The organism is Dyadobacter flavalbus, from assembly GCF_006149045.1.
GTDB classification, from domain to species: domain Bacteria; phylum Bacteroidota; class Bacteroidia; order Cytophagales; family Spirosomataceae; genus Dyadobacter; species Dyadobacter flavalbus.
Window position 1 is genome coordinate 1 of the sequence record NZ_VBSN01000051.1, and the last position, 14,698, is coordinate 14,698.

Sequence of the window (14,698 nt, forward strand, 5' to 3'; positions counted from 1 at the left end):
TGTGGAAGGCAATGTTAATAAACTAAAGACTATAAAAAGGCAGATGTATGGAAGAGCAAGCTTTGAATTGCTCAGAAAAAGATTGGTACTTGCTCCTGCTTAACCACCAAAAGTGGGGAAGAACCAGCATCAACAGAATATCTATTCTTGCCACAAAACAACTTCATGGAATGACATTCAGGGGGTGGGTTTTTATAAACACCATTAAAATATTTTGACTAAGCTACCAAAGGATGAATTAACAATATAAAACGTAAATACAAGCATCCAGTCACCACCAGTCGTTTGTCGCCAGCATCAAACCGGAATATGACAGAGCCCTGAGTATATGTTGACAAGTCTGTACCAAACAGTTGACCAACCTTCAAAATGTGAAATTAAATGGAGCATATCCGCCATAGCTCAGAAACCAGGCAGCCGCGAGTGTAATTTCAACCGGTGAATAATTTGGTTCTGCATCCATCATCAGGGATCCAATCAAAACTCCAAGCATACCTTCGACTGCGAAGGCTCTAAAAAACACTATACGGATTCTAAGCTTTCCAAGCTAAAAATAGGTTGAAAACCCGAACTGAAAACCGCCAGTCTGTGAAGCTGGGTTCCTAAGCAGATCTCTATGCCGTTCATAGCGGTAGTTGGCCCGAATAACCGTTTGTGCAGATGGCCTGAAACTGATTGCTGGCACCAATGCATACACATGGTCAGCAATCCTGAGCCCCAGTTCCTGAAAATTCCCAACATTATAGTCTGCATATTCCAGGCGCAGCGCAACATTAAGGACACTTTCAGACCAGCCAAGCATTTTGCCTTTTTTTATAGGCTGGACGATATCTAAAAACCCGCCTTGCTGACGGTTACCAAATTGCTGAATGTAGGTATCGGGAACATCCACATACGCCCAAACCCATTCCCCATTTAAGTAAGTGTCTTTTAGAATAGTTGAATTGATATCCAGGGCAATGAAATTTAGACGCCTTTTTTTATCAAGTACAAGGCCATCATCCTTGAACTTATTATACACGCCCCCCATCCAGGATACTCCTATTTCCGCGACTTTTCTATGCCTAATGGCCATTTTTAAAGTCTTTAAAGGCACACCATTAAAACTTTCCTCAAACCGGTCTCTGTTGGCTTTGCTGGCAGGGAACCACGTCCGGTTCTGATTGTTGTTAATGATTTTGTCGTCAAAACCATTTGAAAGATAGGCCTCATAAGCCCATACCCAATTCTTTTTTGAGTACTTGCCAAACAGCCCAAAACCTACATTGCTCCATGTACTGGGAATGATGGTCGTCGATGAAACCGGCCGGCTTATAAATTCCCATTTGGGCCCGTCATGGTTCTGATTGAAAGAACCGATCGGGTTCATGATCACGCCGCCCCGCAAGTTAAACAGCGGGTTGAATTCCAGGTCAAGCGCAGCAAATTCGATATTGATTTCCCGCCCACCTTCCTCGAACTCTATCTCAGTCATAAACTTGATCCGCTGCCGGATACTGGCAGACATGAACATAGTCAGCCGTGGTAATTGAAAAGAGAGGCCTTCACTTATCCCATCTGTACTAAAATAGCTACTATTAGCTTCCAGGTAGCCGCCTAGTGAAACAGGCAGCTTTCCCATCTGCAAAAACGGCCGGTTGTAGACTGCGTCCATATTGAGCTTCAATTTGCTGGAATCCTGCTTAACACGGGAAAAGAAAAAACTCGTATCAGTTTGTCCGTAAAGGGCCGGGCCGCAGATTATCAGAAGATAGATTAGTAAGGATTTCTTCATGCGAGCTGGATGAATATAGTAGTCTCATTACTGCGCACACTGAACCTGCGTAAATCCTCTTTTGCCGGACCTTTGGTCACTTTCCCTGAGCGGTCGTATTCACTGCCATGCGCAGAGCACGATAGTGAGTCGCCATGGACGCTTACCTCATTACCCTGATGGCTGCATTTAAGCCAAACTGCTGTATATTTGTTGTTGCCATCGTCATATACGGCCACAGGAAATTTCAAGTTGTCTACATTAACGACCACAACCTGCCGGGCTATTTTTTCACCTGATTTCTTTGTTTCAAAAAAAGAATCCTTCGGAAAAGAAATGGTTTTGTCAGAGACGGAACCCTGGACTGAATAAACGCTGGCGCACCCGGATAGTGAAAAGGTTGCAGTTGATAATCCAAGGCATGATATACCGCAGGCTTTGATGAATTGCTTTCTGTCCATTTTATAGGGATTTCAAAAATTTGATAAGGTCTGCCTGCTCACTTTGAGCCAGCTTTTTAAAACGGCCTTTACTGCCGTCTGCTTCTCCACCATGCATTTCTATGGCCTGCTCGATACTTCTTGCCCGGCCATCGTGCATTAAAAAGTACTGACCGCCCTGAGAGTTAGGCGATAAACCAAGGCCCCAGAGTGGTGGCGTCCTCCATTCAGATGTTTTCGCACTCCCTTCGGTATAACCATCGTTAAGGCCGCTGCCCATATCATGAAGCAATAGATCTGTGTAAGGGTGGAAGGTTTTGTTTGAAAGCGCCGAGACCCGGGAAGGACCGGTTTTCAAATCCTGCTTGTGGCAGCTTTCGCAACCCAGGTCTATAAACGTTTGCTTTCCCTGCTTGACCTGCGGGTCACCTTGGTCCCTTTGAATAGGTGCCTTCAAGGTTTGCAAATAAAAGACAACGTTGTTAATGGTCAGGTTTGAGATTTCCGGATCGATTTCCAGGCCCGAATAAACATCAAAAGGGGCAAATGAGGAACTGATGCCAATGTCCTGGCTGTAAGCATTCACCGTTTGGTGCAGCAAGCTATAAGCAGCAGCCTTCTTACCAAAGCGGTGGATGTATTTGCCGTTTTGAGGGGCTGCATTTGGCAACGGGCTAACAAATGAGGGAAGATGGCCATAGTTGGGCACCCCTGAAATCCCGTCTTTATCCGTGTCGGACGGATCGGCCATTGCTAGGATATCCGCGTCAGCAACCAGCTCGATTAAGCCAAGCCCTGTATTGGCAGGTGGAGTGAACCGGGAGAATGTCGCTCCTGCCGGGATACTTTCTGGCGAATATCCGGGTATAGCCCGGTTCTGTAACTGCGGCCCACCCAGATGGAGAAATTTATTGCCACTCCCGTCAGTTTGCCCAAATCTGGTCAGGGTTGTAAACAATGTTCCTTTACCATCACCTGCATGGCAGCTTCCGCAGCTTGTGGCAACAAAAACAGAACCAAGGCCCGTTTCACTGGTAAAGATTTCATCGTTAAAGGCTGCATCACCAGCTAAAAACCGCCTTTTTTCCGCAGATGAAAGCCCGTCAACAGGACCATCCAGGATTTGATCATCAGCTGGGACCCTGGGCGTAATCCGCTCACAGGATAAGATCAAAAGGGCTTCGATAATGATTGCAAAGATAAGTAACCGTTTATTCATTTAGATTATTCTTAATAAAGATTTAGATAAGCCTAAATTTTATATAAAGGTAGTTTTAAATTTTATATTGCAAATAGTAGGGCACAAAAAAACCCTCGGATGTAGGCCGAAGGTTTTCTGTTGCATTACAGTAGGTTAGATCTTTTTACCTTGAATGCGGAAAGCGTTTAGGATCGCTAGCAGTGCTACTCCTACATCAGCGAAGACAGCTTCCCACAAAGTTGCGATACCTTCTGCACCCAAAAGAAGTACAATTGCTTTTACAGACATGGCAAGGATAATATTTTGCCAGACAATAGAGCGGGTAATTTTTCCTGCCCGGATCGCTGAAACGATCCGCGACGGCTGGTCATTCTGGATGACCACATCCGCTGTTTCAATGGTCGCATCAGAACCAAGGCCCCCCATGGCAATGCCTGCATCAGCGAGTGCGACGACTGGCGCGTCATTGACACCATCCCCGACAAAGGCCAGGTGTTTTCCTGCATCCTTGAATGCCTGTACTTTCTCGACTTTACCTTCCGGCAACAGGTCCCCGTAAGCTTCATCGATGCCCAGCTCTTTTGCGACTTTCTGGGCAACAGCAGATTTGTCGCCGGAAAGCATTACAGTCTTGATGCCCAGGGCATGCATATCTTTGATAGCTTGGGCAGCATCTTCTTTGATCTCATCGGCAATCGTAATGTAACCTGCATATTTGCCATCGACGGCCACAACAACGATTGTTTCCTGAATATCCTTGATATCACCTGGATAGGAAATGGAGAATTTATCCAGCAATTTCAAGTTACCGGCAAGCAGCTCCTTACCTGCCACTTTGCCTTTCAGACCATGCCCTGATATCTCTTCAACATCAGTTGGGTCTTCCGACTTTTTGTCCTGCTGATATTCCATCACTGCCCTTGCCACCGGGTGCGTGGAAGCGCTTTCCAGGGATGCGGTCAGACGCAGGAACTCTTCTTTGTCCATATCGGTAACAACCTGCTGTACTTTAAATACCCCCTTGGTAAGTGTGCCCGTCTTGTCCATGACAATGGTATCGACCTTGGTCATCACATCCAGGAAGTTAGAACCTTTAAAGAGGATACCGTTACGGGAAGCCAGGCCTATCCCTCCAAAGTAACCCAGGGGAATGGATATGGTCAGTGCACAAGGGCAGGAAATAACAAGGAAAACCATCCCACGGTAGAGCCACTGGTTAAACACATAGTCGTCTACAAAAAAGTATGGCAGCACTGTAATGGCCAGGGCCAAAAAGAAAACGATAGGTGTATAAATTTTTGCAAATTTGCTGATAAAAAGCTGGGTCGGGGCTTTTCTGGCCGTCGCGTCCTGCACCATTTCCAAAATCCTGGAAAGCTTTGAATCTTTGAAAGCCGTTGTCACTTTTAGTTCAATTGGCCTGTCCAGGTTGATCATACCGGCAAGGACTGCACTCCCTTTTTCTTTGGTATCCGGCTTGGACTCCCCCGTTAATGCAGCCGTGTTGAAACTGGCTGATTCTGTCAGCAGCTCACTGTCCAGGGCAACTTTCTCACCTGGCTTGACCATGATGATATCACCGATTGCAGCATCAGAGGGGTTAATGACCTTGTTGCCCTCACTTCTCTTTACCGTCACTTTGTCCGGGCGCACGTCCAGTAATGCTTTGATAGAGCGTTTAGAACGGTTGACTGCCAGATCCTGAAAAAGCTCACCTAATTCGTAAAAAATCATGACAGCAACCCCTTCGGCGAATTCACCGATATAAAAAGCGCCCAGTGTCGCCGTTGTCATGAGCGTGAACTCATTGAAAAAATCAGCTCTTTTGACCCTTCTAAAAGCGATTTGTATCGTTTTATGGCCAGCCAATACATAGGCAATGACCATTAGCCCAATCTCGACAGGTTTGGCAACGGGAAATTTAAACCCTTTGCTTATTAGGATAAAACCCAGCAGGATCAAAAGGCTAAGCCATAATGCCCACCGGCTTTTGATCAGGCTCTCGCTTCCGGCTTGCCCGCCATGATCATGCCCGTCCCCTTCACTGTGCTCAGCGTCATCTTCATGATCTTCCCCTTCGACATGGTCATGGCCTTCATGATGCTGTTTGCCAGCCAGCTGGGCAGCAACCGGGATTATCTTTTCAGGCTCATTATTTTGGTTTTTTTCCATGATATAGTCCCTTTTTAAATTTCTACAATAAAGTTTAATATGGCCAACGCTATCAGTGTAAGCCCGGTAATGAGCTGCTCATAGTGTTCCAGCCAATGAATATTTATGCTTTTAATGCCTTTGCTTCCCAAGCTCACCATCAGCATCATGCCTGACAAGGTCAGAACATTATAAATGACAACGATTGTCAGGACTGCGTACCATCCGATTGCCCCGGCGTTCAAAAAATAGGCGTTGATCTCAAAGCAAGGTGAGAGAAACATCATCACCATCAGCGAGAGCAGTATCCTGCGATGGCTGCCATATTTCAATAATTTCTCATCGATATGGCTATGGGCTTGGTGGCGGTAATGCTGCATGATAAACCAGGTTCCTAATAGCAGTAAGAACATGGGTACGATCTTACTGGCGATAATGCTTTGGTTCTCTGAGAGCTGAAAGCCTGCAAAGCTGACCATCAAACCAAAAATGGTTGTGCTTAATGTATGCGCCGCCCCTGCCAGAAATGTGGTATTTAAAACTTGCCGTCTGCTCCACCCCATAGACCTGCCGATCGTTACGAACGGAAGCCAATGGCTGGGGATCAGCGCATGGATCAGGCTAAGTGCGATACTGCCAAGAATGATCTGGTTCATAAGTTAGTGGCCTTCTTCTTCCTCTGAATTTTTTAGTTTTGATAACAGCGCATAGGCCCCTTTCAGGACAATCTTCTGGGTTTTTCCGTCAAAATCCTGCGGGAATTTGACCTGTGTGTACCCATTTTCTGATACGCCTTTGCTTACCTCTACCATCTCAAAAGCCAGGCCCTCGGACTCAGCATCTTTTGACGTACTATCCGAGTGGGCGTCGTTTGGACGCTGTATGAAAATATAGGATGCCCCTTCAAAATCGACAATGGCCTGGTTAGGTAGCGCAGTCACAGGGTTTGCACCGGTTTCAATCACTGCTTTAACAAAGTTCTGGGGCAACAGGCCCTTTTCGTCTTTCTCAAGGTGGCAATGCACGCGCACTGTGCGGTCTTCGTTGATTTTCTGGTTGATCAGGTAAACTTTGGCCAGGTACTCCTTGCCCGGGTTGTTGCTGACCGTAAATCGCACCAGTTGTCCTAATTTGATTTTAGGGATATCCTGCTCAAAAATCGAAAGCTCGACATGCAAGTGGTCCGTGTCCACAATTTCAAACATCACATCGGTCGGGTTCACGTATTTTCCCAGGTTTACATTCACGGTCGTCACCGATCCGCTGATGGGTGAACGTATCACGGCGCTGTTGACAATGGTGCCTTTTTGTAAAGTACTAAGGTTAATACCGGCCGTAACAAGCCTTTCTTTTAAACCTGCCAGCCGCGCTTTCTGTGTCTTTACCTCCGAGGCTGCTTGTTGCAATACTTTTTGGGCATTGATATTTTCTTTGCTCAACTCTACCTGACGGTTGTATTCTTGCTGTGCATATTCCAGCTTACTTTCCGTTTCCAGGTAGTCTTGCTGGATCTGGATAAAATCTGGGTTTTCAATTGTTGCCAGTACCTGTCCTTTCTTAACCTGCATGCCCTGTAAGAGCTCGGTCTTTCTGACAAACCCACCCAATGGTGCCGATATGCTCACCAGGTTCTGCGGTGGGATATCGATCACTCCATTGGCTGTGACAACAGCACTCAAATTACGGGTACTGGCTGAGCCCAGCTCGACAGCAGCCGTTTCATACTGGGCTTTGGTCAGCTCAACGACATTACTTTCTTCTTCTTCATGATGCTCCCCATCCTGGTGGGCTGGCTCCTGCTGCTTTTCTTCTTGCTTTTTACCGCAGGCCCAAATGCCTGCCAGAAGAAACAAGACAACTAATATATTTTTCATTGTATAGATCATTAGTAATGATTGATAATTAAAGCGGGTTATTGCTGTCCGGAGACCAAAAATTCGATTTCAATAACCGATTGGTTATAACTGCCGAGCAGGTCCAGGTAAGTAGACCTGATATTTAAAGCCCTTGTCAGTGCCTGCGAAAACTCGACATAACCAATCTCGCCTGCTTCATATGCCTTTGTGGCATTGCCTGCGATCAGTTCAGCTAAAACCAATGTTTTTTGTTCATACAAAACCAGGCTTTGATTTGCGCTCTGATAAGACTGAATGGCCTGCTGCAGACTACTGCCTAACTGCAAGCGGGCAAGATCCACCTGATTCTGCGCTACTTTTTCATTGAGCTCGGATGCTTTAACGCGCGCCCTGGCAGCACCACTAAAAACAGGGATGGAAACGCCCAATTGAAAGCCCTGGAAACGCTTTCCTGCGCCATAAAAGACTTCCGTGCCGTTGATGTTTTGCCCGCCAATCAACGACTGGTTAAAATACCCAATGCTGAAATCAGGTAGCAGGCTGGTGCGCGCCACGGCAGTTGCCTGTCTCTCAATAGTTATTTGCTGGCTTAAATACCGCAAATATGGATTTGAATTAATACCCGATGTATCGAGTAGTATCTGGCCAAGTCCGCGTCTTACCAGCGTATCGGTTTGGGCTTCCACGGGCTGCGCGCTATTAAGCAGCATCTGCAGCTGCTTTTGCAGCACCAGCAAACTGCCCCCGTTTTGAATAACCCGGGCCTTGATTTCACCCTGCTCACTTTCTGCTACTGAATATTCGAGCTGGCTTGTTTCGCCGGTCTTAAAGCGCAGGGCTGCTGCTTTTACAAACCGGTCGGCACGCAAGCCTTCCGCCAGTAGCAACTGCTGCTGTTGTTTTAAGAGAACCTGCTGGTAATAATTGCTTTTGATTTGCCGGATCAGCTCGGCCCTGGTCACTTCGAGCCTTGCCTGTGCGCCGTTTATTTGGGCATTCAGCAGCCCTTTTCTTTTGCTGGCCACCTTTGGGTGGGGCAGTGTTTGCGATAGGTTGAACTGGTTATCAAACCGGTTACTGTTGTACTGTCCGCCCATCCAGGAGATATCCGTCTTTGCAATCTCAGCAGAAGTCCCAAGTAGTGCACGCTGGTAATCGATCTGGTAAATACCGGCTTTGACTTCCAGGTTTTTACTGGCCGCTTCACTAATAGCTGTTTCAAGAGAAATTTTGCGGCTTACATGCGTGGAATCCTGCGCCTGAACACTTGGAGCAGAAAAGCTGCATGCGGCAAAAACAAGCAGAAGCGCCCCAGCCTGTTTGGTTGCAGCACCACCAAAACGCTTTTCAACGATCAGGTAAAGTACCGGCAGTACCAGAAGGGTTAAAAGCGTTGCAGACACAAGCCCCCCGATAACCACAGTCGCAAGCGGGCGCTGGACTTCTGCGCCTGAGCTGTTGGACAAAGCCATAGGCAAAAACCCGAGTGATGCCACCAGGGCAGTCATCAGTACCGGACGCAGACGCGTTTCGGTCCCTTGGAATATGACTTTTTTCAAATCACTCATCCCTTCTTTTCTAAGCGAATTGAATTCGGCAATCAGTACAATCCCGTTTAAGACTGCCACGCCAAAAAGTGCGATAAAGCCAATGCCAGCTGATATACTGAAAGGCATTCCACGAAGTGAAAGGGCAATGATACCTCCAATCGCCGACAGCGGGATAGCCGTAAGGATCAAAAGGCTTTGACGCAGTGAATTAAATGTAAAATACAGCAGTACAAAAATAAGCAGCAATGCAATCGGCACAGCGACGCTTAGACGGGTATTGGCCTCTTGTAGGTTTTGGAACTGGCCTCCATAAGTGGTATAATAACCCGTAGGAAGCTTGAGCTGGCTATCGATCTTGGCCTGAAGTTCCTTTACAATGCTTTCTACATCCCTGCCCCGGACATTGAATGCTACTGTTATCCGGCGCTTGGCATCCTCCCTTTGTATCTGGTTTGCGCCTGTTTTCATCTCAACAGTAGCTATCTGGCTTAGTGGCACCTGCTCGCCGTGTGATGTAGTCACAAATAATCCTTGTACGTCTTCAAGGGCTTGACGGTTTTCACTTTTAAGCCTGACTACCAGCTCATACCGTTTTTCCCCTTCATAAACCAGCCCTGCGCTGCTACCGGCAAAGCCCGTATTAATGGTGCGGTTCGCATCTTCAATGCTGATGCCAAACTGTGACATCCGCTCGCGGTCGAAAGTAACGACAATCTGTGGCAGGCCGCTAACTTCTTCCACATACAAGTCTTCGGCCCCTTCAACAGACGCTACTAGTTTGCCGATCTTTTTAGCTTGCTGGGCCAGCACGTCCAGGTCTTCTCCAAAAATCTTGATGGCCACATCTTGCTTAACCCCTGAGATCAGTTCATTAAACCGCATCTGGATGGGCTGTTGGAAACCAAATGTTACACCAGGAATGGATTCAGTGAGTAATTGCTGCATTTTACCGGCGAGTTCTTCCCTGCCTTTCGCCTTCGTCCACATAGATTTTTCCTTTAAAATGACCATCACATCACCGGCTTCTACCGGCATTGGGTCGGTCGGGATTTCAGAAGACCCTATTTTACCAACCACTTCTATTACTTCATCCGGAAAGTTTTTACGGAGCAAACCCGCAGCCTTTTGTACAGCATCGACAGATTCAGAAAGGGAACTGCCAGTCAATACGCGCAGCTCTACGGCAAAATCGCCTTCGTCGAGTTGCGGGATAAACTCGCCCCCCATATTTAAAAACATCCAAAGGCTAATCCCAAATAGTGCCAAAGCTGTCATAATCACAATAAGCCTTCGGCGTAGCGCAAAAGCCAGTGCAGGCAAATACAACTGGTGGAAAAAGGCAATGATCCGGTCTGAGATGTTGGGCTTATGCTCGTTTTGTTTACTCAAAAACAAGGCCGATACCATCGGCACGTAGGTCAGCGAAAGGATAAATGCGCCCAAAATTGCAAAACTGACCGTCTGCGCCATAGGCCGGAACATTTTCCCTTCAATACCTACAAGGGCAAGGATCGGCAGGTAAACAATCAGGATAATGATTTCACCAAAGGCTGCTGAATTCCGGATCTTGGAAGCCGACTCATAGACTTCATTGTCCATTTCCTGTTGGGACAATCGGTGCGTATATTTCTTGCCCATGATATGGTGCAGCGTGGCTTCAACAATGATCACGGCACCATCTACGATCAGGCCAAAGTCAATGGCGCCCAGGCTCATCAGGTTACCCGACACGCCGAAAAGGTTCATCATACTAACGGCAAAAAGCATGGCTAGCGGGATCACCGAGGCGACCACAAGCCCTGCACGCAGGTTGCCCAGCAAAAGGATCAGAACAAAAATAACAATAAGCGCCCCTTCGATCAGGTTTTTTGAAACCGTGCCAATCGCATTATTAACAAGTTTTGTGCGGTCTAAAAACGGCTCAATGACCACGCCCTCCGGAAGCGTTTTAGTGATCTGCTGGATCCTTTCCTTTACATTGCCTATTACCTTGGCAGCATTTGCCCCTTTCAGCATTAATACCAGCCCGCCAACCACTTCGCCTTCATCGTTGCGCGTCATCGCACCATAGCGTACCGCGGTGCCGTATTGTACTGTTGCGATATCACGGATTAGCACAGGCAGGCCGTTTGAAGTTTCTTTGACCTGGATACTTTCGATATCTTTCAGGTTTGCAATCAACCCCTCGCTCCGGATAAAATACGCATTGGGTTTTTTGTCGATGTAAGCCCCGCCCGTATTCTGGTTGTTTTTTTCAAGAGCCGAAAATATCTCGCTCATCGAAATTTGGGCACTTCTGAGCTTAAAAGGATCAATTGCGATTTCGTATTGTTTGACAAAACCACCAAAGCTACTTACATCAGCGATCCCTTCGGTACCCAACAGCTGCCGTCTGACAATCCAGTCCTGGATGCTTCTGAGTTCCATAGGAGGGTACTTTTTCTCATATCCTTTTTTGGTGTGCAATACATACTGATAAATCTCGCCAAGGCCGGTAGTGACCGGTGCAAGCTCTGGTGATCCTGCGCCAGGTGGTATCTGCTCCACCGCACTTTGCAAACGCTCGGAAACTTGCTGGCGGGCCCAGTAAACATCAATGTTGTCTTTAAAAACGATCGTAACAACTGAGAGCCCAAACCGTGAAATAGAGCGGATTTCCTCCGTGCTCGGGATCGTTGCCATGGCTGTTTCAACGGGAAACGTTACAAGGCGCTCTACTTCTTGCGCAGCCAGCGAAGGGCTGCTTGTAATGATCTGTACCTGGTTATTGGTAATGTCGGGCACAGCATCAATAGGAAGCTGCGTGAGTGAATAGATACCCCAGACAACGAGCGCAAGGGTAAATATGCCTATAACAAGCTTATTATGAATTGAAAAATGAATGACTTTATCTAACATCTGGACTTAGAATTTGTGTAGAATGAGCCTATAACCGTGACTTAAAAAGCCACAGCAACAAGGCAAACCATAATGAATGGGTTACACTAAATCCTGGGAGGTTGCCAGATAGATGCCAGGCGGCCGCCTTTACTGTCAGCAGTATAGGCGAATGCATCGTCGTTAAAAAATGATGTGGAAATGGCTTCCGGCAATGAGGCAACAGGCTCCTGAAGTGTTATGCCGGCGCAGCATGCACAAATACAAAACGGGGAGCAAAGATCCACAATGCCCTGATCCTGATGATCGGCACTGGTATTAATGGTGGCCTCGGTGCCCGCATATGAGACACGCAATACTTCATCCTGGCAGGGAATGCAGGAAAGTATCACCGTGTAAAAAGCTAATATGTAAAGAGCTAATCTCATAATACCGCAAAAGTAGCTCAATAAAAGATGCAACAGGTAGTCAGAAACAAATAAGATCTCAACCATATTTGTATTCTTCATCCATGCAGCCAAGCCATGAAAAGCAAAAAGGTCATTCCGAACTTTTCTAATCGCACAAAGCCGGTGAAGTCCCCATACCGTTCATTCATGAAGGATGTGAAGCCCGCTAAGCCATCTACCTTGCTAATGATCCTGTATTCTATAATCGGTGTGTTTTTGTTGGCTGCAATTTTCTTAAAACTTAGGCACTATTTTATCACGCATTGAAATTGGTCATGCTTGAAAGAGGAAGTCGGCAAAAAGTACAGTTTAACGTGTTCCATTGTAAAGCAAACTTGTGCTAGACCATTGATTATTAGTAGACTTACAAACAAGCTCTTACTCAACTTATAATTACGAAAATACCACCGTATTTGCGTACTCATCACTGAAAGATATCTTTATTAAAACATTGGAAATCAATTCAAAAAGTCACATAAGCATAATAGTAAAAAAGCTGCTCCCTAAGAAGCAGCTTTTTCAATTCAATATTCACTTGGTAGTAAAATCACATTATCTACCACATAGATTTTAATTTCTTTTAACGGAAAATCGGTGTATCCAATTGGTTTAGTGAAAAGTATGCGGCCGTTACCATCATCACAAGTAACAACAGCCGTAGATCGTTCAAGATCGACTTTAAGTGTCCAAACCTGAAATTCCTCGTTTTTGATCCGGGGATGATACTGCTGAAATGTAATTTCATCAATGAGCCAGTAGGCCCCAGCTTTTTGAGCAACATATTTAATTCCATCAGTATACAACGTATTTTTTACGACTGGGTGCCGGTACCATTTCTCAGTTCCTGTAAACCCGGCAAGATCCTCTTTAGTTAATTGCTTAGTATTCATATTTTTTCCCTTTAATTGCCCTTCCACCGTTGGAGAACGATACGAATAGGCACTAAGCGGAAGGCTGATTAGGCAACACCAACACGGAAGCGAAGCGAATGGAGCGGGCAGTGTGATTGCCGTTTAGACTGCTTGGTGCAACTTGTGTCGTTTCTCTCAGGTGGAAGGGAATATTAGAAGGCATTTAAAATGCTTCTCAAATTATTGGCAGTAATCTTTTCCAGTAATAAATAAACAAACTCAAATAGCGAAACTGTACCGATTTAAAGTATCATTCCCAAAAACGTACTCCTGCCGGTTTACACCACGATTTGCAAATCAAAAAAGTGTACCGATTTAAACATTAGTTTATTTCGGTACACCTTCATATCTTCACGTTCATGGAAATTCCGGAAACACAAATTCAAAAAGATAAGAGTACTTCTCCACAGGCGGTTATTTTTACGCGTGTCTCCAAGAACGTTCAAAACTATCAGCGCCAGATTGATGATCTAACTACTTACGCGACTAAGCAGGGTTGGACAGTTATAGGAGTGATTGCGGAAAAAATTTCCGGAAGCAAAAGCAATGAAGACAGGGATGGCATTGCCCAGCTGTTGGAATCGGCCAGACTTGGCAAGTTTAAAAAGGTGCTGGTTTCAGAAGTGTCTCGACTGGGGAGAAGACCCTCACAAACACACCAGGTATTAGAGCAATTGACGAGCCTTAAAATTTCGCTCTATATCCATCAATTTAACATAGAAACGCTCTTACCAAATGGCAAGCTTAATCCGGCAGCCTCTATGATTTTTTCCATTACGGCTGATATGGCTCGTCAGGAAAAAGAAACCCATGTTGAACGGGTGATCAGTGGTATGCAGTTGGCTAAAAGAAACGGACAAATGTTTGGTAGAAAATCCGGACCTCTCTATACGGAAGCGCAGTTGCTGCGGAAGTATGCCAAAGCAGTAAAAGATTTACAATTGGGGGTTAGCATACGAAAAGTAGCAAAGATTTACGGGATATCTGCTGATACCGTACAGCGGATTAAGAAGTTAACTAAAACTCCAATTCCTGAATTACCGGAGTAGTCTTAATTAGGAATCTGTCGCCATGTTTTTTCTTTTCTTTATTGGACATACGATTTGCTTCGCCAAAGCAAACGTCTTTTGCACGGAAATTCATGTAGTAATAATGAATCAAATACCAAGCAGAGAAATGTGTATATTTGACATTAGCCCATAAGACATACGAGCGGCATTTAATAAATTGAATGATAATCACTAATTTCTCTAGGCTTGAATAGAATTGACTATATAACCAAAATTAATACCTACGCAGCAAGGTTCGTATACGAAGTACAGGGATTTAGTGCTATAGGAAACTATCATATAAACATTCACGCAGAGAATTTTCTAGTCCCATTTGGATATTTCGGAGGGACCATGCCAGTGATTTCGGTCAAACCGTGCCACTTTAAAAGATCATACAATGATATAAAAAAAGTCGTTGTTATTCCTGTTTGAGTATGCCTTTTCGAAGCGAGTCCCCT

10 protein-coding genes are annotated in these 14,698 nt (G+C 45.7%); 1 reads left to right on the plus strand and 9 read right to left on the minus strand.

What is annotated here, in order from left to right; all coding sequences use genetic code 11:
* Positions 1–547: 547 nt before the first annotated feature.
* From FEM33_RS18805 to FEM33_RS18845, 9 genes are all read right to left on the minus strand, one after another.
* Positions 548–1,507, minus strand: coding sequence for a hypothetical protein (locus tag FEM33_RS18805; protein WP_229214314.1), 960 nt, complete (start codon positions 1,505–1,507; stop codon positions 548–550).
* Between the two features lie 263 nt (positions 1,508–1,770).
* The gene (locus FEM33_RS18810; protein WP_139013548.1) at positions 1,771–2,214 is read right to left on the minus strand and encodes a QcrA and Rieske domain-containing protein; all 444 of its coding nucleotides are present in this window, start codon (positions 2,212–2,214) and stop codon (positions 1,771–1,773) included.
* Between the two features lies 1 nt (position 2,215).
* Positions 2,216–3,412: a di-heme oxidoredictase family protein gene (locus FEM33_RS18815; RefSeq protein WP_139013549.1), complete on the minus strand. Its 1,197-nt coding sequence runs from the start codon at positions 3,410–3,412 to the stop codon at positions 2,216–2,218.
* 135 nt (positions 3,413–3,547) lie between these two features.
* Entirely contained in the window at positions 3,548–5,566 is a 2,019-nt protein-coding gene (locus FEM33_RS18820; protein ID WP_139013550.1) for a heavy metal translocating P-type ATPase, read from the minus strand.
* Positions 5,567–5,580: 14 nt separating this feature from the next.
* Positions 5,581–6,201 (minus strand): hypothetical protein, encoded by a 621-nt coding sequence (locus FEM33_RS18825; RefSeq protein WP_139013551.1) that lies wholly within the window; start codon positions 6,199–6,201, stop codon positions 5,581–5,583.
* Positions 6,202–6,204: 3 nt separating this feature from the next.
* The gene (locus tag FEM33_RS18830; protein ID WP_139013552.1) at positions 6,205–7,419 is read right to left on the minus strand and encodes an efflux RND transporter periplasmic adaptor subunit; all 1,215 of its coding nucleotides are present in this window, start codon (positions 7,417–7,419) and stop codon (positions 6,205–6,207) included.
* A gap of 38 nt (positions 7,420–7,457) precedes the next feature.
* The gene (locus FEM33_RS18835) at positions 7,458–11,849 is read right to left on the minus strand and encodes a CusA/CzcA family heavy metal efflux RND transporter (protein ID WP_139013553.1); all 4,392 of its coding nucleotides are present in this window, start codon (positions 11,847–11,849) and stop codon (positions 7,458–7,460) included.
* An 86-nt stretch (positions 11,850–11,935) separates the two neighbouring features.
* Entirely contained in the window at positions 11,936–12,256 is a 321-nt protein-coding gene (locus FEM33_RS18840; protein WP_139013554.1) for a DUF6660 family protein, read from the minus strand.
* Positions 12,257–12,801: 545 nt separating this feature from the next.
* Entirely contained in the window at positions 12,802–13,167 is a 366-nt protein-coding gene (locus FEM33_RS18845; RefSeq protein ID WP_201747801.1) for a DUF6876 family protein, read from the minus strand.
* Between the two features lie 380 nt (positions 13,168–13,547).
* On the opposite strand from FEM33_RS18845, the gene FEM33_RS18850 reads away from it, so the two are divergent.
* Positions 13,548–14,237, plus strand: a complete 690-nt coding sequence (locus FEM33_RS18850) for a recombinase family protein (protein WP_139013555.1) — start codon at positions 13,548–13,550, stop codon at positions 14,235–14,237.
* The last annotated feature ends 461 nt before the right edge of the window (positions 14,238–14,698 follow it).